Origin of the sequence: Sphingopyxis panaciterrae (assembly GCF_011762125.1) — a bacterium.
In the GTDB taxonomy this organism is placed as follows: Bacteria; Pseudomonadota; Alphaproteobacteria; order Sphingomonadales; family Sphingomonadaceae; genus Sphingopyxis; species Sphingopyxis panaciterrae.
Genome location: NZ_JAASQN010000002.1, coordinates 320,895 through 346,319, shown reverse-complemented (window position 1 = coordinate 346,319; position 25,425 = coordinate 320,895). Strand labels below are relative to the sequence as shown.

General features: G+C 64.9%; 24 protein-coding genes. 14 read left to right on the top strand and 10 right to left on the bottom strand.

Going from position 1 to position 25,425, the window contains the following annotated elements:
• Positions 1–228 precede the first annotated feature (228 nt).
• Both FHR22_RS09250 and FHR22_RS09245 read right to left on the bottom strand, forming a co-directional pair.
• Entirely contained in the window at positions 229–3,000 is a 2,772-nt protein-coding gene (locus tag FHR22_RS09250) for a hypothetical protein (protein ID WP_481883014.1), read from the bottom strand.
• Between the two features lie 83 nt (positions 3,001–3,083).
• On the bottom strand, positions 3,084–5,141 hold the full coding sequence (locus FHR22_RS09245; protein ID WP_166941388.1) for a YadA family autotransporter adhesin: 2,058 nt from the start codon (positions 5,139–5,141) through the stop codon (positions 3,084–3,086).
• A gap of 91 nt (positions 5,142–5,232) precedes the next feature.
• On the opposite strand from FHR22_RS09245, the gene FHR22_RS09240 reads away from it, so the two are divergent.
• Positions 5,233–5,805: an ECF-type sigma factor gene (locus FHR22_RS09240; protein WP_166941386.1), complete on the top strand. Its 573-nt coding sequence runs from the start codon at positions 5,233–5,235 to the stop codon at positions 5,803–5,805.
• A gap of 56 nt (positions 5,806–5,861) precedes the next feature.
• Positions 5,862–8,255, top strand: a complete 2,394-nt coding sequence (locus tag FHR22_RS09235; protein ID WP_166941384.1) for a serine/threonine-protein kinase — start codon at positions 5,862–5,864, stop codon at positions 8,253–8,255.
• 266 nt (positions 8,256–8,521) lie between these two features.
• Here FHR22_RS09235 and FHR22_RS09230 read toward each other — a convergent pair whose 3' ends face one another.
• The 3 genes from FHR22_RS09230 to FHR22_RS09220 all read right to left on the bottom strand — a co-directional run bounded on the left by FHR22_RS09230 (position 8,522) and on the right by FHR22_RS09220 (position 10,928).
• Positions 8,522–9,478: an RcnB family protein gene (locus FHR22_RS09230; protein ID WP_243853626.1), complete on the bottom strand. Its 957-nt coding sequence runs from the start codon at positions 9,476–9,478 to the stop codon at positions 8,522–8,524.
• Between the two features lie 112 nt (positions 9,479–9,590).
• The gene (locus tag FHR22_RS09225) at positions 9,591–10,136 is read right to left on the bottom strand and encodes a (2Fe-2S)-binding protein (RefSeq protein ID WP_166941382.1); all 546 of its coding nucleotides are present in this window, start codon (positions 10,134–10,136) and stop codon (positions 9,591–9,593) included.
• Positions 10,137–10,163: 27 nt separating this feature from the next.
• Complete coding sequence (locus FHR22_RS09220) at positions 10,164–10,928, bottom strand: class II aldolase/adducin family protein (protein ID WP_166941380.1); 765 nt, start codon at positions 10,926–10,928, stop codon at positions 10,164–10,166.
• A 273-nt stretch (positions 10,929–11,201) separates the two neighbouring features.
• Here FHR22_RS09220 and rpsU point away from each other — a divergent pair, with 273 nt between their 5' ends.
• Together rpsU and FHR22_RS09210 are read left to right on the top strand one after the other, a co-directional pair.
• Complete coding sequence (rpsU, locus tag FHR22_RS09215; protein ID WP_003047635.1) at positions 11,202–11,408, top strand: 30S ribosomal protein S21; 207 nt, start codon at positions 11,202–11,204, stop codon at positions 11,406–11,408.
• Positions 11,409–11,907: 499 nt separating this feature from the next.
• Positions 11,908–12,453, top strand: coding sequence for an FKBP-type peptidyl-prolyl cis-trans isomerase (locus FHR22_RS09210; protein ID WP_166941378.1), 546 nt, complete (start codon positions 11,908–11,910; stop codon positions 12,451–12,453).
• Positions 12,454–12,485: 32 nt separating this feature from the next.
• Here FHR22_RS09210 and FHR22_RS09205 read toward each other — a convergent pair whose 3' ends face one another.
• From FHR22_RS09205 to pyrE, 5 genes are read right to left on the bottom strand one after another with little or no spacing between them, the layout of a single operon-like run.
• Entirely contained in the window at positions 12,486–13,595 is a 1,110-nt protein-coding gene (locus FHR22_RS09205; protein WP_166941376.1) for an AI-2E family transporter, read from the bottom strand.
• Positions 13,596–13,607: 12 nt separating this feature from the next.
• Positions 13,608–14,450: a signal peptidase I gene (gene lepB, locus FHR22_RS09200; RefSeq protein WP_166941374.1), complete on the bottom strand. Its 843-nt coding sequence runs from the start codon at positions 14,448–14,450 to the stop codon at positions 13,608–13,610.
• Between the two features lie 6 nt (positions 14,451–14,456).
• Entirely contained in the window at positions 14,457–14,858 is a 402-nt protein-coding gene (acpS, locus tag FHR22_RS09195) for a holo-ACP synthase (RefSeq protein WP_166941372.1), read from the bottom strand.
• Positions 14,855–15,619 carry a pyridoxine 5'-phosphate synthase gene (locus FHR22_RS09190; RefSeq protein WP_243853625.1) on the bottom strand — a complete coding sequence of 255 codons (765 nt, stop codon included), beginning with the start codon at positions 15,617–15,619 and terminating at the stop codon, positions 14,855–14,857. Before FHR22_RS09190 ends, acpS begins: the two co-directional genes overlap by 4 nt.
• The gene (gene pyrE, locus FHR22_RS09185) at positions 15,616–16,206 is read right to left on the bottom strand and encodes an orotate phosphoribosyltransferase (RefSeq protein ID WP_166941369.1); all 591 of its coding nucleotides are present in this window, start codon (positions 16,204–16,206) and stop codon (positions 15,616–15,618) included. The genes FHR22_RS09190 and pyrE overlap by 4 nt, the downstream gene beginning before the upstream one ends.
• Before the next feature lie 232 nt (positions 16,207–16,438).
• On the opposite strand from pyrE, the gene coxB reads away from it, so the two are divergent.
• The 10 genes from coxB (at position 16,439) to FHR22_RS09135 (ending at position 25,306) form a co-directional block, all read left to right on the top strand.
• The gene (gene coxB / locus FHR22_RS09180; protein ID WP_166941367.1) at positions 16,439–17,575 is read left to right on the top strand and encodes a cytochrome c oxidase subunit II; all 1,137 of its coding nucleotides are present in this window, start codon (positions 16,439–16,441) and stop codon (positions 17,573–17,575) included.
• Positions 17,576–17,591: 16 nt separating this feature from the next.
• On the top strand, positions 17,592–19,274 hold the full coding sequence (ctaD, locus tag FHR22_RS09175) for a cytochrome c oxidase subunit I (RefSeq protein ID WP_166941365.1): 1,683 nt from the start codon (positions 17,592–17,594) through the stop codon (positions 19,272–19,274).
• A gap of 62 nt (positions 19,275–19,336) precedes the next feature.
• Positions 19,337–20,248 (top strand): heme o synthase, encoded by a 912-nt coding sequence (locus FHR22_RS09170; protein ID WP_166941363.1) that lies wholly within the window; start codon positions 19,337–19,339, stop codon positions 20,246–20,248.
• Positions 20,245–20,394, top strand: a complete 150-nt coding sequence (locus tag FHR22_RS09165; protein WP_166941361.1) for a hypothetical protein — start codon at positions 20,245–20,247, stop codon at positions 20,392–20,394. Before FHR22_RS09170 ends, FHR22_RS09165 begins: the two co-directional genes overlap by 4 nt.
• On the top strand, positions 20,391–20,948 hold the full coding sequence (locus FHR22_RS09160) for a cytochrome c oxidase assembly protein (RefSeq protein WP_166941359.1): 558 nt from the start codon (positions 20,391–20,393) through the stop codon (positions 20,946–20,948). The genes FHR22_RS09165 and FHR22_RS09160 overlap by 4 nt, the downstream gene beginning before the upstream one ends.
• 80 nt (positions 20,949–21,028) lie before the next feature.
• Positions 21,029–21,904 carry a cytochrome c oxidase subunit 3 gene (locus FHR22_RS09155; protein WP_166941357.1) on the top strand — a complete coding sequence of 292 codons (876 nt, stop codon included), beginning with the start codon at positions 21,029–21,031 and terminating at the stop codon, positions 21,902–21,904.
• A 1-nt stretch (position 21,905) separates the two neighbouring features.
• The gene (locus FHR22_RS09150; RefSeq protein WP_243853624.1) at positions 21,906–22,301 is read left to right on the top strand and encodes a DUF983 domain-containing protein; all 396 of its coding nucleotides are present in this window, start codon (positions 21,906–21,908) and stop codon (positions 22,299–22,301) included.
• Positions 22,294–22,938 carry an SURF1 family protein gene (locus tag FHR22_RS09145; protein WP_166941353.1) on the top strand — a complete coding sequence of 215 codons (645 nt, stop codon included), beginning with the start codon at positions 22,294–22,296 and terminating at the stop codon, positions 22,936–22,938. Before FHR22_RS09150 ends, FHR22_RS09145 begins: the two co-directional genes overlap by 8 nt.
• Positions 22,939–23,025: 87 nt before the next feature.
• On the top strand, positions 23,026–24,423 hold the full coding sequence (gene thrC / locus FHR22_RS09140) for a threonine synthase (protein WP_166941351.1): 1,398 nt from the start codon (positions 23,026–23,028) through the stop codon (positions 24,421–24,423).
• Positions 24,416–25,306 (top strand): class I SAM-dependent methyltransferase, encoded by an 891-nt coding sequence (locus FHR22_RS09135; RefSeq protein ID WP_341786590.1) that lies wholly within the window; start codon positions 24,416–24,418, stop codon positions 25,304–25,306. The genes thrC and FHR22_RS09135 overlap by 8 nt, the downstream gene beginning before the upstream one ends.
• The last annotated feature ends 119 nt before the right edge of the window (positions 25,307–25,425 follow it).

Here is a 25,425-nt window from a genome sequence, read left to right as displayed (position 1 = left end):
CGAGCTTGAATGGAGCCAGGCTCCTTTTTCCGGTCATCCCGGCGATCGGCCTTGCTGCTCGGTCGGGCCGGGTTCGTATGGGCCATTCAACGTCATTGGTGATTCGCGATCCGAGACCCGGTTTGTACCGGCGCACGTGCGAACTGCCCGGAGGATCGCTATCCTTGTCCCTCCCGTCTCGAATATGCGGGAACCGGGCGCGCTGGTGCCCGGTTCCGGACGAGGGTTTCAAAACTCTCCGGCCACGCCGACCCGGACCGCCGTGTTGCGGCCGCCGCTGTACGACACACCGCCGGTCACCGCAAAGGGCGTATCGACATTCAGCCGGTGCGCGATCGAACCGCTGAACGCGACCTCGCCGCGGTATACGGCGGTGTTGGCGGTGTAGCTCGTGCGCCCGGGCGCCGAAGGGAAGGGCGCCGGCGCCAGCGCGACCGCTGCCGCTATGCCCCGCCGCGCTTCGCGCTGGTTGAGTTCGACCAGGTCGAACAATTGCGCCTGTCCCTGTTGCAGCGTGCCGATTTGCGCCGCCATCAATGTTCCCGCCGATTGCAATGCTGCAATGGCGGGCCGGATGTTCGTATCGCGTCCGATCGTTCCCGATGCATCGACCGTCATGACATCAGCCGGGCCGGCCTGTGCCGCCGTGCTTGCGGCAATATCGCCGACCGTCACCGAACTGCCCGTTCCGCCCAGCACAACCTGCCCGGCGCGCGTTGCCCTCGCGCCATTGCCGAGCGCGACCGCGCCGTCGCCGCTGGCGATGCTGGCGTTGCCGATGGCGACGGCCCCGGTGCCGGTAGCGCTGTTGTCCGCGCCCAGCGCCACGGCGCCCGTGCCGGTCGCGGTGTTGGGATCACCGATCGCCACCGCACCATTGCCCGAGGCGATGTTCCCCGCGCCAATCGAAACCGCCTTGCCATCCGACGCTCGGGCGCCGGCGCCCATAGCCACCGACTGATTGCCGCTGGCGACGCTGCCCGGCCCGACCGCAATCGAGTCCGTTCCCTTTGCTTGCGGCCCCGCACCGTCACTATTCGCCCGGAAATACTGACCGTTGGCGAGCGCGGTGCTGGCGGTCGCCTGCGCAGTGGCCGCCTCGCCGCGCGCCGTATCCGCCGTGGCTTGGGCCGCCGCGACCGCCGCGGTATTGGCGGCCCCGTTGGCGAGTGCCCGGTCCGCGGTCGTCTGCGCGGTGGCCGCCTTGGCGAGCGCGGTGTCGGCTGTGCCTTGCGCTGTGGCGGCATTGGCGAGCGCCGTGTTCGCCGTGCCCTGCGCCGCTGCCGCTTCGGTCCGGGCCGTATTCGCGGTCGTCTGTGCGGTAGCCGCGTTGGCAAGTGCGGTATTGGCGGTGCCCTGCGCGGCCGCAGCATTTGCCAGCGCGGTGTCGGCCGTTCCCTGCGCCGCGGCCACGGCTGCGGCATTGGTGGCATTGCCGGCGAGCGCAATATCCGCCGTCGCCTGCGCGCCTTCGGCCGCAGCCTGCGCAGTCGCCGCGTTGGCGAGTGCGGTGTCCGCGGTACCCTGTGCGGCTACCGCCGCCGCCTGAGCCGTGGCGGCGTTGGCCAGAGCCGTTCCCGCCGTGGCGGCGACCGTGTCGAGCTGTGCCTTGTTGACCGCATCGGTCGCCTGCGTCCCCGCCGCGATATTGGTGATCTGGCGCTGCGCGGCCGCGGTGCCGACCGAAACCGAGTTCGCGCGATCGGCGACCGACCCCTGACCCAGCGCCACGGCGTTCTCGAAATTCGCGCGGCTGTTGGCGCCGAAGGCAGCGGCGTTCAGGGCGTTGGCCTGTGCGTCATAGCCCGCGGCGGTGGCGTCGGTTTGCCCGGTCGCGCTTGCGCCGGCCTGGGCGGCAGCACCCAATGCGGTACTGCGCGCGTTGTTGAAGAAATAGAGGGATTGGTTGCCGTGGTTGTCAAAGCCGCCGAGCCCGCCCGCGCGGGCGAGGTTGCCGAACGCGCTGCTCGATGTGCCGAGCGCGGTGCTGTTCGCCCCTGTTGCCGTGCTGTTGTCGCCAAAGGCGCGGCTCCGCCCGCCCGTTGCCGTGCTGTTATCCCGGTTGGCGATGGCGAATTGTCCGGTGGCAGTGCTGTTGATGCCGTCGGCGGCGGCGCCACTGCCCGTCGCGGTGCTCCGTTCGGCGTTTGCCATACTGTTGTCGCCCGTCGCAGTACCATATTCTCCCAGGGCTTGGCTGGATGCCCCCGTCGCCGTGCTCCGTACATTTGTAGCCCGGCTACCGACCCCGGTCGCAACGCTGAAGTCACCCGTAGCCTGGCTGTCATTTCCTGTCGCCGTGCTGCCAAAGCCCGTTGCGCGACTGCGGGTCCCCGTTGCCGTTGCGGCAAAGCCCGTGGCCTCACTTTCAGCGCCAGTGGCGGTGCTGAAGTCAGCGACGGCCCTGCTGTTCATGCCTATTGCAGTGGCGCTGAGAGCGTTTGCCCATGCATTGAAGCCAACAGCGGTTGCGTTGTGTTGCCCACTTGCACCGGCACCCGCGCGGGCGAAGGCGCCGAGCGCCGTCGTCCGGGAGTTAAAGAACGTCGTATCGGTGAAATTGCCGGCCGCGTCATAGCCGCCATCCCCGCCTGCCCGAGCCTCTGTCCCGTACGCGCTACTCGATTCGCCAACCGCGCTGCTGCGCTGGCCGGTAGCGGTGCTGTCGAAGCCCCGCGCTCGGCTGTTTTGGCCGACCGCAGTGCTATTGCCCCCGTCAGCGATGCTGGTTTGCCCGGTCGATGTGCTGTTATCGCCCAGCGCGAAGCTGAATGATCCGGTTGCGGTGCTTTTGCTGCCCGAGGCGATGCTGACCTGGCCGATCGCAGTGCTTCGCTCGCCCGTCGCGCTGGAGTTGGCGCCGCATTCGGTAGAGGCTGGCGCATTGTTGTTGCTGTTGCACGCCGGTGTCGGATCGGCCCACGCCGACGTCGAGATAGAGGTTGTTGCGATCAGCGCTAGCGGCGCGGTCGAAGTGAGAGCCTTGAGTAAAACGCGCATTTTCCTGCTCCTTGATTATCGAAAGTCGTCGATCAGCCGGAAGCGGAGCGGCCCGGCGACGCCGGACCGCTCCGCCCTCCCGCCTAGAAACCGAAGGCCACGCCGACGCGGCCGCCGGTCGAGCCCTTGACCGTCGATCCCGCAAAGCCGCCCGAGAGGTAGACGCGGGGGGCGGCGCGGACGACGACCGCGCCCGAAAAGCCCTGTTCGCCGCGGTAGGTCGCGAGGTTGAAGTTCACCGAGACATCGCTGTCGGGGACGATCATCGTGCCGCCGAGCGCCAGCGCGGTGGCGATCCCGCCATTGGCCTGGCGGAAACGGCGATCGGACGAGGCGCTGAGCGTGTCGATACGCGTGTCGAGCGCATTGAGGCTGTTGTCGACCGCGGCAAAGGCCGATCCGGCATTGTTGTAGCTTTGCCCCCCGATCGAATAGCTGGGGGCGGAAACCGCGCCGGTGCTGCTGTCATAGGCCGAACCGCCGCCCAGCGCCGACGCCGTGCTGGCGCCGAGTGCATCGACGCGCACGATGGCGGTGTTGGCGGTGGTCTGTGCCGAGGCCGCTTCGGTGCGCGCGGTGTCGGCGGTAGTCTGCGCCGCAGCTGCTTCGGTGCGCGCAGTGTTGGCCGTGCCCTGTGCCGCTGCTGCCTCTGTGCGTGCCGTGTTGGCGGTGGTTTGCGCCGCTGCGGCATTGGCAACCGCAGCATCGGCGGTCGCCTGCGCCGCGGTGGCACTGCCCTGTGCCGCACCCGCAGCGGTCAGCGCCGAATTGGCGGTCACCTGTGCGGCATCGGCCTTGGCTTCGACAACATCGAGCTGCGCCTTGTTGATCGCATCGGTCGCCTGCGTGCCAGCGGCGACGTTGGTGAGTTGGCGTTCGAAACCGGTGCCACCGAACGAAACGCTGTTGTCGCGGTCGGCCACAGCGCCTTCGCCTAACGCCACTGCATTTGCCGCTGTCGCTCGACTGTTGGCGCCGAATGCGCTGGCATTTGCCGCGTTGGCCCGGGCATCATAGCCAGCGGCAGTGGCGTTCGCCTGACCGTTCGCCGTCGTGCCCGCCTGCGCAAAAGCACCGATCGCCGTGGTACGATCGTTCGATATCGCCGAAAGGATCAGCGTACCGTCGCTGTTAAAGCCAGCGTTGCTACCTGCTTTTGCGAGATGGCCAAAGGCGCTGCTTGAAACACCCCAAGCAGAGCTGTTTGCTCCCGTTGCCGTACCACCTGCACGAAAGGCAATACTCATCGCGCCGATCGCCGTGCCATTGCTATTCTGGGCGACACTTGAATTGCCCATTGTGCTGCTATTGTCGCCGATCGCCAGACTATGCTGGCCCAGCGCCGTTCGGCGACCAGCTCCCGGATAGCTGGTATTGGCGTTCGGACCGCATTCAAGGGATCCCGCGCTCGTTCCGAGCCGGCACAGACTATCGGCGTCTGCCGATAATGCAGCGTTCAACTGATCCAGGTTGACGGCATCGGTTCCTGCAGTGCCGGTGGCAACATTGGTCAGCCGGCGCCTGAGGCCGCCGCCACCGAATGAGACCTCGTAGTCGGAACTGGTAGTCGAGCCGTTGCCGATCGCGACCGAAGCCACGTGATCGGCGCGCGTATGATAGCCTAACGCGACCGCGCCCACGCCGTTGGCCTGCGCGTCCCAACCGAGGGCCATGGTGGCTGCGTTCGCGGCCCTTGCCGCATTGCCGATGGCGATGTTCGCCTGACCGTCTGCATTGGCATTGGCGCCCCAGCCGATGGCTATGTTGGCGCTATTGTCACCCACCGAAGCGGCGTCCCTTCCGACCGCGACATTTCGGGAAGTATTGCCGTGCGCATCGGTAAAGCTTCCTACAGCGACATTTCCTTCCAGGCTATCAGCGGCGGCACCCCTGGCATCGGCTCGGGCACCAATTGCGGTGTTGTTTTCGCCGGTCCCGAGAGCATAAGGGCCAACAACGGTGTTATAGGATCCACCGGCGTTGGTGCCTTCGCCGCAGGCTACATTGAGATAACCCCCCGTATCTGCTGGATCGTCGCCGTCACATGTTGCCTGAGCAATTGCGCTCGATGGCGTAACAATCATGCCAACGACCACCGCTGCCACACTGCCACCCAGAAAAAGCTTTGAAATCCTGATCATGATACGCTCCTCGCTCGAAACCCCGATGGACGAAGGCGAAACGGCGCGATAAGCTGTCTCTGGAGATGCCTTCATCAGGGGAGACGGAATTTTGCCGGCCGGGACCGACACGCCGCCTGAAAAAAAATCGTCGGCGCAGGATTTTGAGGGCGCTTCGTCCGGCGAGCTGATGGCGGCGCTCTATGACGAGCTGCACCGGCTTGCGCGCCGCGAGCGATGGTCGGCGGGTCGTCCCGACAGCCTGCAGACGACCGCCATCATGCACGAAGCCTATTTGAAGCTTTACACGCGCGGCGATTGGTCAAGCCGCGAACATTTCCTCGGCGCGGCGGTCACAACGATGCGCAATATCCTGGTCGACGCAGCGCGGGCGCGGCTGGCGATCAAGCGTGGCAGTGGCGAGCGCGCGCTGCCGCTGGAGGCGGCGCGCGATGTCGTCGACGGCGATGGGGAGGGCGACCACGACCTCGTCCGCCTCGACGATGCGCTGCGCGATCTCGCGGGGATCAATCCCAATCTCGCCAAACTGGTCGACTGCCGTTTCTTCGGCGGGCTGACCGACGGCGAGGCGGCGAAGGTCATGGGGGTCAGCGACCGGACGATCCAGCGCTGGTGGGTCAGCGCCCGTGCCTGGATTCATAGCGAACTGGAGATGGCCAACTGACCGTACAGTCGAACGCGCCGCCGCGCAGGCTGACCACGCCCGAGCAATTGCGGGTCATGGAGGCTTTCGACACGCTGACGGACCTGACCCCGGCGGCGCGCTCGGCCAGGCTGGCCAGGCTTGATCTCGAGCCGCTGCTTGCCGACCGGTTGCGCGCGATGCTGGCGGCCGAAGGCGGCGAGGGGCTGCTCGACGCGGGTTTGACGGCGGGGGCCGAAGCCGAAACCCCACCCGAATATGCCTCGCTCGATCCGGGTACGGTCGTCGGCGGGTTTCGCGTCGAGCGACTGATCGGCCGCGGCGGCATGGGCGAAGTCTATCTCGCGCACCGGGATGGCGCCGATTTCGATCAGCGCGCGGCACTGAAGCTGCTGCGCCCCGAAGCCGCGGAGCGTTTCGGGCTGTTCAGCGCCGAACGGCGGATGCTGGCCGGGCTCGAACATCCGTCAATCGCGCGGCTGATCGACGGCGGGGTCGCGCCCGATGGCCGTCCCTATATGCTGATGGACTATATCGAGGGACAGGAAATCAACCGCTGGTGCGCCGCGCATCGCGCCGACCTGCCCACGCGCCTTGGCCTGTTCCTCGAACTTTGCGACGCCGTCGCCTACGCCCATGCGCGGCTGGTGATCCACCGCGACATCAAGCCCGCCAATATATTGGTCGATGCTTCCGGACGCGGCCATTTGCTTGATTTCGGGGTCGCGCGGTTGCTCGACACCCGCGAGGAAACCCGGCCCGTAACCGATGCGGGGCTGACTCCCCAATATGCTGCGCCGGAGCAGATCGAGGGCGGCGAGATTACCGTCGCCACCGACATCTATGCGCTCGGCGCGCTTCTTTACGAACTGCTCGCGGGACATGGGCCATGGCAGCTGGGTGGCGATGCGCCGCTGCCGACCGTGCTGCGGCGGATGCTCTACGAAGAGCCGCGTCCGCCGAGCGAAGCGGTTGATGAAAGCGGGAAACCGGTGCGTATCGCATCCGATCTCGACGCGATCGTGATGAAGGCGCTGCGGCGCGAACCCGGGCAACGTTATTCGAGCGTCGAGGCGTTCGCCGCCGACATCCGGCGGTTTCAGGCCTGTCTGCCCGTCGAGGCGCGGGCGGGGGCGCTCGGCTATCGCATCCGCCGCTATCTTCGCCGCAATCGCTGGGGCGTGGCGGCGGCGAGCCTGATCATCGGGGCCCTGCTCGCAGGAGGGATCGGGATCGCGTGGCAGGCGCAGCGCGCCGCTGCCGAGCGCGATGCAGCGATGGCGCAGGCCGAGCGCGCCGAAGCGGTAAACCAGGCGATGATGCTGATGTTCCGCGAGGCGAGCGACCGGGGGCAGGCGGACTCGATCACCGCGCGCGCATTGATCGACAGCACCGCCAGCAGGATGGTGGGCTCGCTTGATCCCGATGACGGGAAATCGTCCGCGATCATCGCCGCGCTGTCCGATCTTTATATCCTGACCGAAAATCTTCCTGCGTCGCAGGCTTTGCTCGAAAACGCCCTTGCGCGGGGCATCGGCCGGAACGATCCCCCCGGCGCCTCGCGCCTCAAGCTCAAGCTGGCGCAGGCCTATGGCGCGACCCGCCGTTTTGACGAAGCGCGGCGTTTGCTGAAGGAGGCGAGGGCGGTGTGGGTCGCCGCGCCCGACCGTTATCGCGTCGAACGTGTCGAGGCGGCCAGCGCCGAGGCCTATATGCTTCGCCTCGAGGGCAAGGCGGACGCGGGTATCGCCCTGCTCATGGAAACGATGCCGGAGGCCGAACAGGCCTATGCCACCAACAGCCGCGATCTGGCCACGCGTACGGCCAATCTGGCGACGCATCTCGTTATGGCAAACCGGATCAACGAAGCAGAAAAGGTGATCGATCGCGCCGAAACCCTGCTGTCGCGATCGGATGCGATGCGATCACCCGCAGGGCTGACGCTGGAAAAATTGCGTGCGAGCATCCTCGCCCGTCGCGGAGATATTGCCGGGGCCGAAGCCTTGTTCGGCAAGGCCGCCGCCATGCGTCGCGAACTTTATGGTCCATCCTATTCGCTCGCGGTCGACCTCCTTCAGCACGGCCGGATGCTCAACCAGCTCGGGCGCCCCGCCGAGGCGTTGAAAAGCATCGATGAGGCACGGACGATGGCGGTCACAAACTTCGGCCCTAAAGGGTCGCTGCTGCAGCTTATCGACCTAGCCCGGGCCGAGGCGCTGCTTCGGCTCGATCGAAACTCGGAAGCGCAAGCCGTGCTGATCGAGGTCGAACCGAAAATACGCGAATATGGACGCCAAAGCGCCGAAAACGGCGCGTTGCTCCTCGTTCGGTCTCAAATCGATGCCCGAAACGGGCGACGGGCGGCCGCGGCGGCCGTTCTTGACGAGGCCCAAGCGATATTTCGCGCCCTGGGTCCGGCAGGCGCCGGTTATCTGCAAAGTGTCGATGCCTTGAGACGTGAGGAGCCTTGATCGCACATGGCAGCATGATAGCCGATCTGCTTGCGTTTTTTGATGCTTTCGCCTGCTTCGGCCAAAATCGATCGGCGGCATTCGTTTGATTATCGATGTCGAACAGCCGACTTCGGTCCCATCCGGCTTCTGCGACCACAACACGGGCATTCCCGATGTCGTGAACGAAAACCCGATAACCAGAGCGATAACCTCGTTGCCCCTAAAAAATAGGGGCCGGCGGAACCGGCCCCTTCAGTTTATTCATCTGATAACCGAAAGGAATATTACCAGAAGAAGTCGTTGATTACATCGACCACTTCGCCCGAATAGGTGTCGACCAGAAGCGCATCGTCATAATAGCGGATCCAGCGATACCCGCCATAGGCGGCCGGCAGGCGATAATAGCCGGGATCGTTGATCCAGTAACGCTGGCTGTAGAACAAAGATCCCAGCGTAAAGCCGATGCTGAAACGCGTATAATTGCGTCCGCGATACGGGTTGTAATAGCGCGGCATGCGATAATAGCTGCGGTTCCGGTCGCGATAGCTGCGCCAGTCGTAGCGGCGGTCGCTGCGCCAATCGCGGCTCCAGCGATTCTGGTTGCGGTCCCAGCGATCGTTGCGGCCGTCGCGGTAGCGGCGATCGACATAGCCGTTGCGGTTACGATCATAGCGGCGGTCGACGCGGTTGTTATCGTCGCGGTCCCAGCGGCGATCGAGATTACCGTTGCGATTGCGGTCGTAACGCCGGTCTACCTGGCCGTTGCGGTTGCGATCCCATTGCCGGTCGACCCGGCCGTTGCGGTCGCGGTCCCACTGGCGATCGACGCGACCGTCGCGGTTGCGGTCATAAGTGCCGCGCTGGCGTTGCTCGGCCTGGCGTTGCTGCCATTGCTGGCGCTGTGCCTGGCGCTGCTGATCATTGCCACGCTGTTGCCACTGCTGGCGTTGCTGGTCGTTGCCGCGCTGTTGGCGCTGCTGCCATTGCTGTTGACGCGCTTCGCTTCGCTGCGGGCGCTGCACTTGCTGGCGTTGCGGCTGCGGCCGCTGGACCTGCTGGCGCTCAGGACGGGCCTGACCGCCCCGGTTGTCGCCCCGCCGGGCTTCGGGGCCGCGCGGTCCACGGTCGCCGCGTTCGCGCTGCGCTACCTGTATACGCTCGCCGGAGGCCTGCGCCGCGGCGGGAGCGATGGGGGTCAGGATTGTCGCAGCGATCAGTAACCCTCCGAACATCTTCTTCATCTCGCCATTCTCCAATTCATGTCCCGCACGCTGGAGGCACCAGCCGGGAAGATGAAGAGAAAGTTACCGCAAGCAAGATGATCCATCGCTGAACCGCGATGTTGCCTTAGGTTCAGCTTCCCGGCGCGGTGCGCATCGCGGGGACCGCGCGCGCGGCATCCTCGGGCCGGATGCCGGGAGGCGGTGCGGCGGCGATCCGTTCTTCACCGCGGAGGACCCGTCCGGCGAGGCGGATCGCGCCGCGAATGCGCGGATAGGTGCCGCAGCGGCAGATGTTGGTGATCGCGGCATCGATTTCGGCGTCGCTGGGATTGCTGTTGGTACGGAGCAACGCGGCCGCCGCCATGATCATCCCCGACTGGCAAAAACCGCATTGCGGCACCTGCTCGGCGACCCACGCTTGCTGGACCGGGTGGCTGCGGTCGCGCGACAATGCCTCGATCGTCGTGACGAAGCGGCCCTCGCATTCGGCGATGGTGACCAGGCAGCTGCGGATCGCCTCGCCATCGATGTCGACGGTGCACGCGCCGCATTCGCCGGTGCCGCAGCCATATTTGGTGCCGGTCAGGTTCGATGCGTCGCGCAGCGCCCACAGCAGGGGCGTTTCGGGGTCCATGCGATATTCGACCGGGCGGTCGTTGACCGAGAATCGCGTCATGCGGCTTCTGTTAGCGCAGCGGTGAAATTAGTCACGCCAGCTTGTGTCGATCCTGTCGACCTTGCGCACCATCGCGTCGAACTCCGCCTTGCCCGACTGGCCCGGGATGGCCGCCATATAGAGGTCGCGCTGGTGCACCTTGATGACGTCCTCGCCGACGAGGATCGGCTTGCCCATGCTCATCGTCGCAAGCTGGATCTCGCATGCGCGCTGGAGCGCCCAATATTTGATGAAGGCGTCGGACAGCGACTTGCCCATCACCACCGGGCCATGGTTGCGCAGCATCAGGATGCGCTTGTCGCCGAGATGCTCGATCAGCCGCGCGCCTTCTTCCTCGCGCACCGTCACGCCCTCGAAGTCGTGATAGGCGAGCTGGCCCATGAAATTGCAGGCGTAGAAATTGGTCGGTTGCAGCCCGCCCTCGAGCCCGCACACCGCCATGGTTGCCGTCGTGTGGGTGTGGATGATCGCATGCGCGTCGGGCAGCACGCGGTGGAAGAGGCTGTGCTGGACGAAGCCCGCCTTGTTGACGTGCCAGGGATTATCCTCGTCGAGCTTGTTGCCGTCGATGTCGATCTTGATCAGGCTCGACGCGGTGACTTCGCTGAAGTGCATGCCATAGGGATTGATCAGGAAGGCGCCCTCCTGATCCTCCAGTTTCACCGTGATATGGTTGAAGATCATTTCGTCCCAGCCCATCATCGCGAAGATGCGGTAACAGGCGGCAAGCTCCTGCCGCGCCGTCCATTCGGCTTCGCTATATTTGCTGTTGCGCTTGAGCTGGGTCGCCATGGCCTGTCCCTTATAGTTTGGTTTCGTCCTGCTACCTATGGCACAAGCCACCCGCCGGGCACAATCCCGGCGGTGGGCAGGCGGTCTCGCGGCAGGACTGGCGCGGTTCACCGCGTTGGGGCTTGCATTTCGGCGCGAATCCCTTTAGTTGCCCCGGCATCGGAACGTCGCGCTTTCGCGGCGCTCTTTTTATTGCCCGAATATCGGCGGTTTATGGCGAACCGGACCCACCGGTGGCCTAATCGTTTTGACGAACAGGAGACGACACGGCGTATGCAGATCATCGTTCGCGACAATAATGTCGACCAGGCCCTTCGCGCGCTCAAGAAGAAGCTGCAGCGTGAGGGTGTGTATCGCGAAATGAAGCTGCGCCGTCACTACGAAAAGCCCAGCGAAAAGCGCGCGCGCGAACGCGCCGCCGCCGTCCGCCGCGCCCGCAAGATGGAGCGCAAGCGGATGGAGCGCGACGGGATCAAGTAGGACCGTCTCCCGTTCGGGATCCAGTTCGTGAAAAGGGCGCTGCGGGCAACTGCGGCGCCCTTTTTCGTTGTGGCGGGGTTCGGCCGGTTGGACATTCCTTTTTTTCGTCACCCCGGGCTTGATCCGGATCCCGCTGGACGTCGAAACCTGCGTTACCCTCAAAAAAGCAGGATCCCGGGTCAAGGCGGAAGAGCCACGGATCTCCTCCGGGGATGACGAAGGAAGTGGCTGAAACGGGACATTTCCTGCTTCGTCACCCTGAACTTGTTTCAGGGGCCATGGTCTGCCGTTTCCTTCGACGCAGCGCCGGATTGAACCCTCAGGCCATGGATGCTGAAACAAGTTCAGCATGACGAGGTTCGATGACAGCTCCCCACCCCAAAGCCATCACTGCATTTGCTGCGCGCCGCACTCAATTGCCTCTGGACCCCTCCACGCCGCACCGCCTATAGGCGTCGCCGACATCAGCCCCCGAGCGGGGCAGGGGAAGGACTAGATTATGAGCGTGACGACGATTCCATTGCGTCCGGTAAGCAAGGGCGGCCTGTGGCTGCTGTGGTTCGGACTGGCCGGATTGATCGCGGTGGCGATTGCTTTCGCGATCCACAGCACGCCGCGCATCGGTTTCGAAGTCGTGAAGGAGGGGACGGGCGCCAGCCCGACCAAGGCCGACGTCGTGCTCGTCAAATATGAAGGCAAGCTCGACAACGGGACTGTGTTCGACGCCAATGAACAGGCGCCGATGCAGGTCGCACAGGTCGTGCCCGGTTTTTCCGACGCGCTGACCCGCATGCAGAAGGGCGGCAAGTACAAGATCGTCATTCCGCCGCAGCTCGGCTATGGCGACCGCGAGACGGGGCCGATCCCGGCCGGCAGCACGCTGCATTTCGACGTCGAACTGCTCGACTTCAAAACCGAAGCCGAAGTGCGGGCGATGCAGCAGATGATGCAGCAGCAACAGCAGATGCAGCAGCAGGGCGGCCCCGGTGGTCCGGCTGGACCAGGCGGCCCCGTTGGTCCGCCTCCGGGTGCGCCGCAGCCGTAAGGTTCGGCTTGGCGTTCAAAAGCGGCGGCAGGCTAGGGGCTTGCCGCCGCTTTTTCTTTGGGCAATGCCCCGGCGTTGCGTTCGGCCTCGCGTTCCAGCGCGACCTTGATCATCGCGACGATCGGATCGGCGAGGAACAGCCCCATGATGCCGAGCAGCGCCCCGAACAAGATCTGCGCGCCGAGCACCAGCGCGGGGGCGAGGTCGACCGTCTGTTTCGCGACCATCGGCACGATCAGATAGCCGTCGACCGTCTGGACGATGAAATAGATGGCGATCGCCCACAGGCCGGTATCGGTCCCCGCCGAAAAGCCGACGAGAACGAGCAGCACGCCCGATACGATCGCGCCGATATTGGGGATGAAGGCGAGCAGGCCGGTCAGCAGCCCCATCAGTGCCGCCATCGGAATGCCGACCACCAGGCAGGCGAGCCACGTCCCGATGCCTTCCACCGCCATGCCGAGCAGGCGGCCCGCCATCAGCCGGCGCAGGGTAAAGCCCATGCGCGCGGTGGTGATATAGAAATTCTCGCGGCTCTTCATCGGCAGCATCCATGCGACGCCGCGTTCGTAGAGCCGGGGCTCGATCGCGATGAAGATGCCGAGTACGAGGACCATGACAAGGCTGGTCAGCGCGCCGAGTACGGTGCCCACCGCCGCAGTGACGCGGCCGAAGGTTCCGGCAAGATTTTCGGTGATCGTCTTGGTGTCGAGTTGCAGATTGCCCATGCCATGCTCGCTCGCCCAGGCGGCGATCCGCTCGACCTGTCCCATGACGACCGTTTGCAGGGTCGCGGCCTGGTCGGCGATTTGCGAGCCCGCGAACATCATGGTCCAGACCATGAAGACGACGAGCGACAGGCAGACGATCAGCAGGCGCCAGCCGCGCGCGATCGGCAGCACACGGCCGAGCAGCCGGGTGCCGCCGTCGAGCATCGACGCCATGACGATGCCGGCGAAGATCAGCAGGATCGGCTGGATCAGGATGATGCAGGCGCCGACGAGCAGCGCGAGGCCGATCCAGACGCTGGCCCTTAACAACTCGCTACGGACGAGCTGGCTGCGGATCTCGGTAGGGCCGGGGCCGGGAGCGTTGGCGGCGGCCTTGGCACGGGCCTGCGCCCGCTCTTTGCGTTCCACCATGCCGTCGCGCTCCTACTTTGCCTTGGCGTCACGCTCCGGCCGCAGATCGGTTCCCGCGCGTCCCGATCGCAATGCCTGAAACCAGCTTAGCGGATTATACCATTCGGCGGTGCCATCGGTCGAAAAGCTGATGATCTCGGCGCGGCCGGCGATGGCATCGAACGGTACGGGGCCGCCAAGACCCTTGCGGTCGGTGCCCACCCGGCTGTCGGCGCTGCCGTCGCGGTTGTCGCCCATCAGGAAGACATGGTCGGCGGGGACTTTGATCGGGCCATAATCGTCGGTCGAATAGCCGGGGCCCATGTCGATCGTGTCGAAGGTCGCGCCGCCGGGGAGCGTCTCGCGCACGATCGGCAGTTCGAGGGCCGACCGCCCGTCCGCGCCGCGCGTCACGAAGCGGTCGAGGCTGCTGTCGGGGCCGGGGGTGTTCGCGTCGGCCGGGATCGACAGCAGCGGCTGCACCTCGCGCTTGATCGGCTTGCCGTTGATGATCAGTGCGCCGCCCCGCAATTCGATCGTATCGCCGGGCAGCCCGATCACGCGCTTGATATAGTCGATCCGCGTCACCGGATGTTCGAGCACGACGATATCGCCGCGCTCGGGCAGCTTGCCGAACAATCGCCCGGCGATTTTCGGCGCGAGGTGGAAGCTGACCGACGAATAGGACCAGCCGTAGGGATATTTGCTGACAATCAGCCGGTCGCCGTTGCGCAGCACCGGCATCATCGAATCGGACGGGATGTAAAAGGGTTTGGCAACGCAGCTATGGATGCCGAGCACCAGCAACAGGATCACCACGATATCGCGGATCAGCTTGCCCCAGCTTCCGTCATCCTTGCCCGTCTGCTTCGCCATAAATGGTCAGTCCTTGATTGCTTCGATGATGACGAAGGCCTGTGCCCATGGATGATCGTCGGTGAGCGTCAGGTGAATATGCGCGCTGTGCCCCGCCGGGATCATCTGCGCGAGCCGCTCGGCGGCGCCGCCGGTCAGGGCCAGCGTCGGCGCCCCCGAAGGCGCGTTGACGACGCCGATATCCTTCATGAACACGCCGCGCTTGAAGCCGGTGCCGACGGCTTTCGAGAAAGCCTCCTTGGCGGCGAAGCGCTTCGCATAGGTTCCGGCGCGGGTGAACGGACGGCGCGCGGCCTTCGCGCGCTCGACCTGGGTGAAGACACGATTCTCGAACCGTTCGCCGAAGCGGTCGAGCGAATTCTGGATACGCTCTATATTGCAGAGGTCGGAACCGAGGCCGATGATCACGGTGCGCCCCGCGCCTCGTCCATCAGCGTACGCATCCGCCGCACCGCATCTTCGAGCCCGGTGAAGATCGCCTCGCCGATCAGATAATGTCCGATGTTGAGCTCGGCGAGCTGCGGGATTGCGGCGACGGGAATGACATTGTCATAGGTGAGACCATGACCGGCGTGCGGTTCGATGCCGTTCTTCCATGCCAGTGCCGCAGCATCGGCGAGGCGGCGGAGTTCGGCCGCGCGTTCTTCGCCCTCGACATGGGCATAGCGCCCGGTGTGAAATTCGACGACGGGCGCGCGCAGCCGCATCGCTGCCTCGATCTGGCGCGGATCCGGTTCGATGAACAGGCTGACGCGGATCCCGGCGTCACCCAGCCGCGCGACGATCGGCGCGAGATGATTATGCTGTCCCGCCGCGTCCAGCCCGCCTTCGGTCGTGCGTTCCTCGCGCTTTTCGGGCACGATGCACGCGGCATGCGGCATGTGACGCAGCGCGATTTCGAGCATCTCGTCGGTCGCCGCCATCTCGAGATTCAATGGCAGGTCGGTCGCGGCCTGGATGCGTGCCAGATCGTCGTCGCGGATGTGGCGCCGGTCCTCGCGCAGATGCGCGGTGATGCCGTCGCCGCCGACCGCGGCCACGATTTCGGCCGCGCGCACCGGATCGGGGTGCTCGCCGCCGCGTGCGTTGCGGATCGTCGCGACATGGTCGATGTTGACGCCAAGCCGCAGGCGGGAGGCCAGGGGAAGGGGAGGCGCTGCGGTGCTCAAGCCGCCACGCTCCGGCTGCCCGGCTTGACCGCCGGGGTGTCCGCGAGTTCGGGCGGCAGCTCGTCCGCAGCATAAGTCGGGAAATTGATCGCGACGAGCGGATAGAAGGGCACGCCCAGGTCGATGTTGCTGCCCGCCGAACGGTCGACGAGCGCCGCCTCGGCGATCACGTCGCCGCCTGCCGCGCGCACGGCGTCCATGGCCTCGCGCGACGACAGGCCCGTCGTCACGACGTCCTCGACCATCAGCACCCTGGCACCGGGGTCGATCGCAAAGCCGCGGCGCAGTTCGAAGGTCCCCGTCGGCCGCTCGACGAAAATCGCCGGCTTGCCGAGCGCGCGGCCCATTTCATGCCCGATGATCACCCCGCCCATCGCCGGCGAGACGACGATGTCGATCGCATTGCGAAGGTCGCGCGGCAGCTTCGCCGCGAGTGCGCTCGCCAGTCGGCCGGCGCGCGTCGTGTCCATCAAAACGCGCGCGCACTGCAGATAATATTCGCTGTGGCGGCCGGAGGAGAGAAGGAAATGGCCCTGCAGCAGGGCCTCGGCAGCGCGGAATTCCGCCAGGATGTCATCATCGGTCATCGGGAGATCGGTCTTTTGTTCCTATCGTCGCCCAGAGCGGGCAACCGGGTTTGGGCGGCCAGAATTTGTCCGCTGTAAAATAGTGTTAGAGATGCTTGAGGCAAGCGGCAAGCGGGTCTATAGCGCCCGCGAGATTCAGCCCGCCCGACGGGTGTCCGGGCCTATGTCCGGCGGTCGGAGCGGCGGGAATGAAGCATCAGAATAACAACAAGCAACGGGCGGCACTATCCTTATGAAGAGCTTGAAAACCCTTGTAATCGCGGCGGCTTTATCGCTCGGCGCGATGGGCGCGGGACATGCGCAGGCGCCGGCGGCGACGCCCGCCGCAGCGCCTGCTGCGACCGTAGCCACGACTCCAGCACCCGCTGCGTCCGACGCAGCGGCTCCGGCGGCTGTCGCTTCGGCAGCGGTTCCGGCGGCGGACGCCGGAAAGGCGGCAGGTGATGCCACCTATGTTCCGATGAAGCCGACCCCCGGGGTCGGTCAGCCGGTCGATGCAGGGATCAACTTCCAGCCGCAGGTGACGCCGATCGGCGAGCAGGCTTATTGGTTCAACCATGTCATCCTGCTGCCGGTCATCACGGTGATCACGCTGCTCGTTCTCGGCCTTCTGCTCTGGGTCGTGTTCCGCTATCGGGCGAAAGCGAACCCGGTGCCGTCGAAGACGACGCACAATACCTTCATCGAAATCATCTGGACCGCAATTCCCGTGCTGATCCTCGCCGTGATCGCGGTGCCGTCGATCCGCCTGCTCGCGGCGCAATATGAACCGCCGAAGAAGGACGCGCTGACGATTAAGGTCACGGGCTACCAATGGTATTGGGGCTATGCCTATCCCGATCAGGGCATCGGCGAATATGTCTCGAAGATCCTGCCCGAAGACAAGGCCATCGCCGCGGGCGAGCCCTACCATCTCGCCGTCGACAACCGCATGGTCGTCCCGGTCGGCCGTCAGGTGAAACTGATCATCACCGGTGCCGACGTGATCCACAGCTTCGCGGTTCCGGCCTTCTGGACCAAGATGGACGCGGTCCCTGGCCGCGCCAACGAAACGACCTTCACCGCGAACAAGGTCGGCGTTTATTATGGTCAGTGTTCGGAACTGTGCGGGGTCGATCATGGCTATATGCCGATCGCCGTCGAAGTGCTCCCGGTCGACAAGTGGGAAGCCTGGGTCCGCTCGAAGGGTGGCAATCCGGCCGGTCCCGTAGCCGCAGCACCTGCGGCCGCGGCCCCCGCTGCTGCCGCACCGGCTCCCGGTGCGGTGCCTGCCGCCGCGCCCGCCACCGCACCGGCATCGCCGGCCGCCGCCACGACCGAAGCAGCGCCGGCTGCGGCTCCCGCCGCCGCTCCGGCCGCCAAGAAATAATCAAGGGGTCCGACAGATGACCGATATCGCAGCGACTGCACCCGCGCATGGCGCCGAACATGGCCACTCCCATGCGCATGACGACCATGATCACGACACGCCGGGCTTTTTCGTCCGCTGGTTCATGTCGACGAACCACAAGGACATCGGCACCCTCTATCTGATCTTCGCGATCATCGCCGGCATTGTCGGTGGCGGCCTGTCCGGCCTGATGCGCCTCGAACTCGCGCATCCGGGCATCCAGTATCTGGGTACCTGGGCGCAGGCGCTCGGCGGCGCGCAGGATCTGACCGCGGCCAAGCATTTCTGGAACGTGATGATCACGGCGCATGGCCTGATCATGGTGTTCTTCATGGTCATGCCTGCCATGATCGGTGGTTTCGGCAACTGGTTCGTGCCTTTGATGATCGGTGCGCCCGACATGGCGTTCCCGCGCATGAACAATGTTTCCTTCTGGCTGACGGCGGTTGCATTCGTCATGCTGTGCGGTTCGTTGTTCGTTCCGGGCGGCAGCGGCAATGGCGCCGGCACTGGTTGGACCGTCTATGCGCCGCTGTCGACCAGCGGCTCGGTCGGGCCCGCTGTCGACATGGCGATCTTCTCGCTTCACCTCGCAGGTGCGGCGTCGATTCTCGGTGCGATCAACTTCATCACGACCATCTTCAACATGCGCGCGCCTGGCATGACGCTGCACAAGATGCCGCTCTTCGTGTGGTCGGTGCTCGTCACCGCCTTCCTGCTGCTGCTCGCGCTGCCGGTTCTGGCTGCTGCCATCACCATGCTGCTGACCGACCGCAATTTCGGTACCACCTTCTATGATGCCACGGGCGGCGGCGATCCGGTGCTCTACCAGCATCTCTTCTGGTTCTTCGGCCACCCCGAAGTGTACATCATGATCCTGCCGGGCTTCGGCATCGTCAGCCAGATCATCTCGACCTTCAGCAAGAAGCCGGTGTTCGGTTACCTCGGCATGGCCTACGCCATGGTTGCGATCGGCGTCGTCGGCTTCATCGTGTGGGCCCACCACATGTTCACGGTCGGCATGAGCGTGAACCTGAAAATGTACTTCACCGCCGCGACGATGGTCATCGCGGTCCCGACGGGGATCAAGATCTTCAGCTGGATCGCTACCATGTGGGGCGGCTCGATGACCTATAAGACGCCGATGATGTGGTCGCTCGGCTTCATCTTCATGTTCACCGTCGGCGGCGTGACCGGTGTCGTGCTCGCCAATGGCGGCGTCGACACCAATTTGCACGATACCTATTATGTCGTTGCGCACTTCCACTATGTGCTGTCGCTGGGCGCGGTCTTCTCGCTCTTCGCCGGCTTCTATTACTGGTTCCCGAAAATGTCCGGCCGGATGTACAGCGAAGTGCTCGGCCAGTTGCACTTCTGGATCTTCTTCATCGGCGTGAACGTCATGTTCTTCCCCCAGCATTTCCTGGGCCAGCAGGGCATGCCGCGCCGCTATCCGGACTATGCGGAAGCCTATGCGCATTGGCACCTGATTTCGTCGTACGGCTATGTGATCATGGGCGTCGGCATGATCTTCTTCTTCGTGAACATCCTTTACTCGTTGTTCGCGGGCAAGCGTGCCGCCGACAATCCGTGGGGCGAAGGTGCGACGACGCTCGAATGGACGCTGTCGAGCCCGCCGCCGTTCCACCAGTTCAACGAACTGCCGCGTATCGCCTGACAAGTTTCGCCCCCTGCTGATAGCCTTGGCAGGGGGTGATAGCTTTCCGGCCTGGAGTTATCATGGCGCAGAGCCTGACCCATGGCGAAACGACGCTTCCCGCCGACTGGCGCGATCTGTTCGCGCTGACCAAGCCGCGCGTCATGTCGCTAGTGGTGTTCACCGCGCTGTGCGGCCTGCTTGCGGCGCCGGGCAGCGTTCACCCCGTGCTCGCTTTCTCCTCGATCCTCGCGATTGCGCTGGGGGCCGGGGCATCGGGCGCGCTCAACCAATGGTATGAGGCGGGGCTCGACGCCAAGATGAAGCGGACCGCCGGCCGGCCGCTTCCCGCCGGGCGCCTCGACCCGCAGACTGCGCTGCAGTTCGGGGTCGGGCTCGCCGCCTTTTCGGTCTTCCTGATGCTGTTCGCGTCGAACTGGCAGGCGGCGTTGCTGCTGGCGGTCTCGATCCTGTTCTACGTCTTTGTCTATACGATGTGGCTCAAGCCGCGGACGCCGCAGAATATCGTCATCGGCGGCGCGGCGGGTGCTTTTCCGCCGCTGATCGGCTGGGTCGCCGCGACCGGCAGCATCGCGCCGCTGCCGGTGCTCCTCTTCCTGCTGATCTTCCTGTGGACCCCGCCGCATTTCTGGGCACTCGCGCTGTTCGTCCGCTCGGACTATGCCGCCGCGGGCATTCCGATGATGCCGGTGGTCGCCGGCGAGAAATCGACGCGGCGCCAGATCCTCTTCTATGCGCTGATCATGGCGGCGGCCGCGATCGCACCGTGGCCGCTTGGGTTTACCGGTGCCATTTATGGCTGGACCGCGGTCATCCTTTCCGCCCTGTTCGTCTTGCTGTCGATCCAGGTCGGCACGCGGCGGTCGCGCGAGGAAGATTCGATGCAGCCGGAAAAGCGGCTCTTCGCTTTCTCGATTGCTTATCTTTTCATATTGTTCGGCGCGGTCGTCGCCGACCATTGGTGGACGCTATGACTGACGAACCGCGGCAGGACCCTTTCGACGAAGCCGAATATCGCCGGCGTCAGCGCAGTCGTGCGAATCTGATGGGGTGGCTGCTCGGCGGCCTCGCTTTCCTGTTCTTCTTCATCACGATCGCGCGCATGGTGATGCCCAAATGACCGCAATGTCGCGCAACGCCAAGACGGGTAGCCTGGCCGCGCTGCTCGCCGTCGCGATGGTCGGATTGGGTTTCGCGGCGGTGCCGCTCTACAATCTGTTCTGCCGCGTTACCGGCTTTGGCGGCACGACGCAGCGCTATGACCCGGTGGCCGCGGCCGAGACGCCCAAGATATTGAGCGACACCATTTCGGTCCGCTTCGACGCCAATGTCTCGCCGAAGCTGCCATGGAAATTCTATCCCGAACATCCGACCGATACGGTCAGTATCGGCGCGCGCGACATGGCGATCTTCATCGCCGAGAATCAGTCGCCGCACCCGGTCGTGGGCACGGCGAGTTTTAACGTCACCCCCGACGCCGCTGGCAAATATTTCACCAAGATCCAGTGCTTCTGCTTTACCCAGCAGACGCTGAAACCGGGTGAGCAGGTGCGCATGCCGGTGCTGTTCTTCGTCGATCCCAAGATCAAGGACGACCCCGACGCGCGCGACATCGAGGAAATCACCCTCAGCTACACCTTCCACCCTGTAGACGGGGACAAAAACGCGAGCTAAGGCCGCGATCGACAGAGTCTTTCAAGACCGGCGGGCGATGGGGAATCGCGACGCTGGGGCTGCAAAACGGGAAATAAGCAATGTCCGGTGCCAAACATCATGACTATCACCTCGTAAATCCCAGCGTCTGGCCGCTCATCGGTTCGGTCGCTGCCCTGGTGATGTTTTTCGGGCTCGTGATGGCGATGCACGCCGATTATTTCGGCGGCGTCGGCAAATGGGTGCTCGGCCTCGGCTTCATGGGCGTGATCGCGACCTTCTTCAGCTGGTGGTCGGACGTCATCAATGAAGCGCATGCCGGCGACCACACCCCGGTCGTCCAGCTTCATATGCGGTACGGCATGATCCTGTTCATCGCCTCCGAAGTCATGTTCTTCGTCGGCTGGTTCTGGGCGTGGTTCGATTTCTCGCTCTTCCCGGTGCCGGTCGAGATTGTGGATGGCGCGGTCTCTTCGCTTTTCGGGCAGGACGGCGCCGCCGCGATCACCATGTGGCCGCCAAAGGGCATCCACGTTATCGACGCTTTCTCGCTGCCTTTGCTCAACACGCTGATCCTGCTCTGCTCGGGCACCACGATCACCTGGGCGCACCACGCGCTGATCCACGGCGATCGCGAGGGTCTCAAAAAGGGCCTGTGGCTGACGATCCTCCTCGGCCTGACCTTCAGCTCGATCCAGGCGTATGAATATGCCGAGGCGCCGTTCCCCTTCGGCACGATCAACTATACGTCGGCCTTCTATATGGCGACCGGCTTCCACGGCTTCCACGTGCTTGTCGGCACCATCTTCCTGATCGTCTGCCTTGTCCGCACCTACAAGGGCCACTTCACGCCCAAGCAGCATTTCGGTTTCGAAGCCGCCGCGTGGTACTGGCACTTCGTCGACGTCGTATGGCTGTTCCTGTTCATCATCGTCTATGTCTGGGGCGGCTGGGGCGCGCCGGTCGCCGCGCACTAAATTGCCGGTCGACGAGCAAACACAAAAAGGGCAGCCGCCGGTCTGGCGCGCTGCCCTTTTCGGCCTCTGCCCCGAATGCGGTGCGCCGACCCTGTTCGACGGCCCGATCAAGTTTCGCGCGCGCTGCGATGCATGCGGGCTCGACTATGGCGCTTATAATGTCGGCGATGGACCCGCGGCCTTCCTGACCCTGATCATCGGTGCGCTGCTGATCGCGCTCGCGCTGACGCTCGATTCACTCTTTGCACCGCCTTTGTGGGTGCATATCATCCTGTGGGTGCCGCTGACCGCCGCCGCCGTGATCTACGGCCTGAGGCTCGGCAAGGGCGCGCTGCTCGCGAGCGAGCATCAGCGCAAGGCAGCGGAAGGACGCCGCATGGACGAACCGCATGACTGAAGCCACCGAAGGGGCTGCACGGCGCTGGCCGATCGTTCCGACGATCCTTGTTCTCGTCGCCGTCGCGGTGATGATCGCGCTCGGCGTCTGGCAATTGCAGCGCAAGGGCGAAAAGGAAGCGCTGATCGCGCTGTACGAACGCAATATGGCGATGTCGTCGCTGGTCACCTATCCCGAATTGCCGCCGGTGCCTGACGCGATGCTCTATCGCAAGAGCAGCGTCGTCTGCCTCGAACCCGTGCGCTGGGATCCGCGTAGCGGCACCGATCGCGCGGGTAAGGCCGGGATCCGCATGATCGCCGACTGCCGCACCGGCGCCGAGGGGCCGGGCGTGCTGGTCGACATCGGGATCGGCGACGATTTCGCGCCGCCGAAATGGACCGGCGGCATCGTGCAGGGGACGGTGGTTCCGGGTCCCGACCAGCCCAGCGTCATCCAGCGGCTGACCGGAAAGCCGGCTCCGGCACGCGCGATGCTCGTCGCCGACGTCCCGGCCGAAGGGCTGCGCGCGAGCGCGGTGCCCTCGGCCGCCGACACGCCGAACAATCATCTGGCCTATGCGGGGCAGTGGTTCCTGTTCGCTGCGGCGGCGCTCGTCATCTATATATTGGCTGTCCGGCGCCGCTTGCGGCCTTGACCTTGTCCAGCGCGGATAATTTTTCCGCATTTCCCTGGCGGTGAAATGTTCCATTTCGCTTGAAATCGCTCTAGGCGCTTGGCCGCCATGGAATATATCAGCACTCGCGGCTCCGCGCCGACCCTCGACTTTCGTGCCGCAACGCTTGCCGGCCTCGCCGGCGACGGCGGGCTTTATGTACCGGCGCACTGGCCGAAAATGGCGATCGACGACATTCGCGCGCTGGCCGGGCTCGACTATGTCGAAACCGCGGTTCGCGTCATGCGCCCCTTTGTCGAGGCGGTGCTGACCGAGGAAGAGTTGCGCGAGTTGTGCCGCGCCGCCTATGGCCGTTTCGGTCATGGTGCGGTGACCCCGCTGGTCCAGCTCGACCACCGCCACTGGCTGCTCGAACTCTTCCATGGCCCGACGCTGGCGTTCAAGGACGTCGCACTGCAATTGCTCGGCCAGCTGTTCGAAAAATTCCTTGCGGGCGGCGAGACCGATATCACGATCGTCGGCGCAACATCGGGCGACACCGGCTCGGCCGCGATCGAGGCGGTCGCGGGCCGCGAGCATATCCAGATCTTCATGCTGCATCCCGAAGGCCGAGTCAGCGATGTCCAGCGGCGTCAGATGACAACGGTGCTGGCGCCGAACGTCCACAATATCGCGATCGAGGGCAGCTTCGACGATGCCCAAGCCATGGTGAAGCGGCTGTTCGGCGATGAAGAAGCGCGCAGCCGTGTGACGCTGTCGGCGGTGAACAGCATCAACTGGGCGCGGCTGATGGCGCAGGTCGTTTATTATTTCTACGCCGCGGTACGCCTGGGCGGGCCCGACCGTCCGGTAGCATTCTCGGTGCCGACGGGCAATTTCGGCGACATCTTCGCGGGCTATGTCGCGGCGCAGATGGGGCTGCCGATCGCGCGGCTGGTCGTCGCGACCAACGTCAACGATATCCTCCACCGCGCGCTCACCAGCGGCGACTATCGCGCCGGCAGCGTGACCGCGACCGCGACGCCGAGCATGGACATCCAGGTCAGCAGCAATTTCGAACGGTTGCTGTTCGACCTGTCGGGCCGCGACGGCGCCGCGATCACCGGCATGATGGGCGATTTCGACCGCCATCGGGCGATGACGATCCCCGCCGACATGCTGGCCGGATCGCGCGCGCTCTTCTCGAGCGCGCGGATCGACGGCGACCAGATGACGCTCGCGCTGCGCTGGGCGCAGGAACATGGCGGACAGATCATCGATCCGCACAGCGCGGTCGGCCTGGCGGCGGCGCGTAGCCTCGATCTCGATCCCGCGATTCCGATCGTTACGCTCGCGACCGCGCATCCGGCGAAATTCCGTGAAGCCGTCGAACGCGCGACCGGCGTTCGCCCGCCGCTTCCCGGCCGTCTCGGCAATCTGTTCGACCGCGAAGAGCGCTATGAAAAGTTGCCGGGCGATTATGATGCGGTGAAGGCCTATGTCCTGGCAGAAGCCGCGCGTGGCTGACCCGCTTCCCCTCGTCACGCTCGTCGGCGAGGCGTGGGACGATTATGGACTGGTCGACAGCGGCGGCGGACGCAAACTGGAACGCTACGGCCGCTATCGCTTCATCCGCCCCGAGCCGCAGGCGATGTGGCAGCCCGCGCTACCGGCCAGCGAATGGGAGGCGGCCGACGGCGAGTTCATCCCGGCGTCGGACGACGATGGCGGCGGCCGCTGGTATTATAACCAGCCGGTGCCGCAAGAGGGCTGGCCGCTCGGCTGGCGCGAGACGCGCTTCACCGCGTCGTGCACACCGTTCCGCCATCTCGGCTTCTTTCCCGACATGGCGCCGGTTTGGGATTGGCTGCGCGAACGGGTCGCCGACAAGGCCGACCCCGCGTTTCTGAACCTGTTCGGCTATACCGGCGTCGGCAGCCAGGCGCTCGCCGCGGCGGGGGCGTCGGTGACGCATGTCGACGCGTCGAAGAAGTCGGTCGCGCAGGCGCGCGAAAATGCCGCGCTCGCAGGGATGGGCGAAAAGCCGGTACGCTGGATCGTCGACGACGCGGGGAAATTCACCGCGCGCGAGGTGCGGCGCGAACGGCGCTATGACGCGATCCTGCTCGATCCGCCAAAATTCGGCCGCGGTCCCGGTGGCGAGCGGTGGCAGATCGAGGAAGGACTGGCGCCCTTGCTCGCCGATTGCCGCCAACTGCTCGATCAGGACAGTCGCGCGCTTTTCCTGACCGTCTATGCCGTTCGGATGTCGGCCCTCGCGATCGGCGAACTGCTGGCGCAGCTTTTCGCCGATTTGCCGGGAACCGTCGAATGCGGCGAACTGGCGGTGCGCGAAGAAGCGCGGGGGCTGTTGCTGCCTACGGCGATTTTCGCGCGCTGGACCCGCTGACCACCCGCACTCGCAAGATTATGTTGCATACGTTTGCTGCACATAATGCGCAGCATTATGTCCGGAATCGGACAGCCGACGCGTTGACAATGATAACGTTCCCATTTAGATAACGTTCA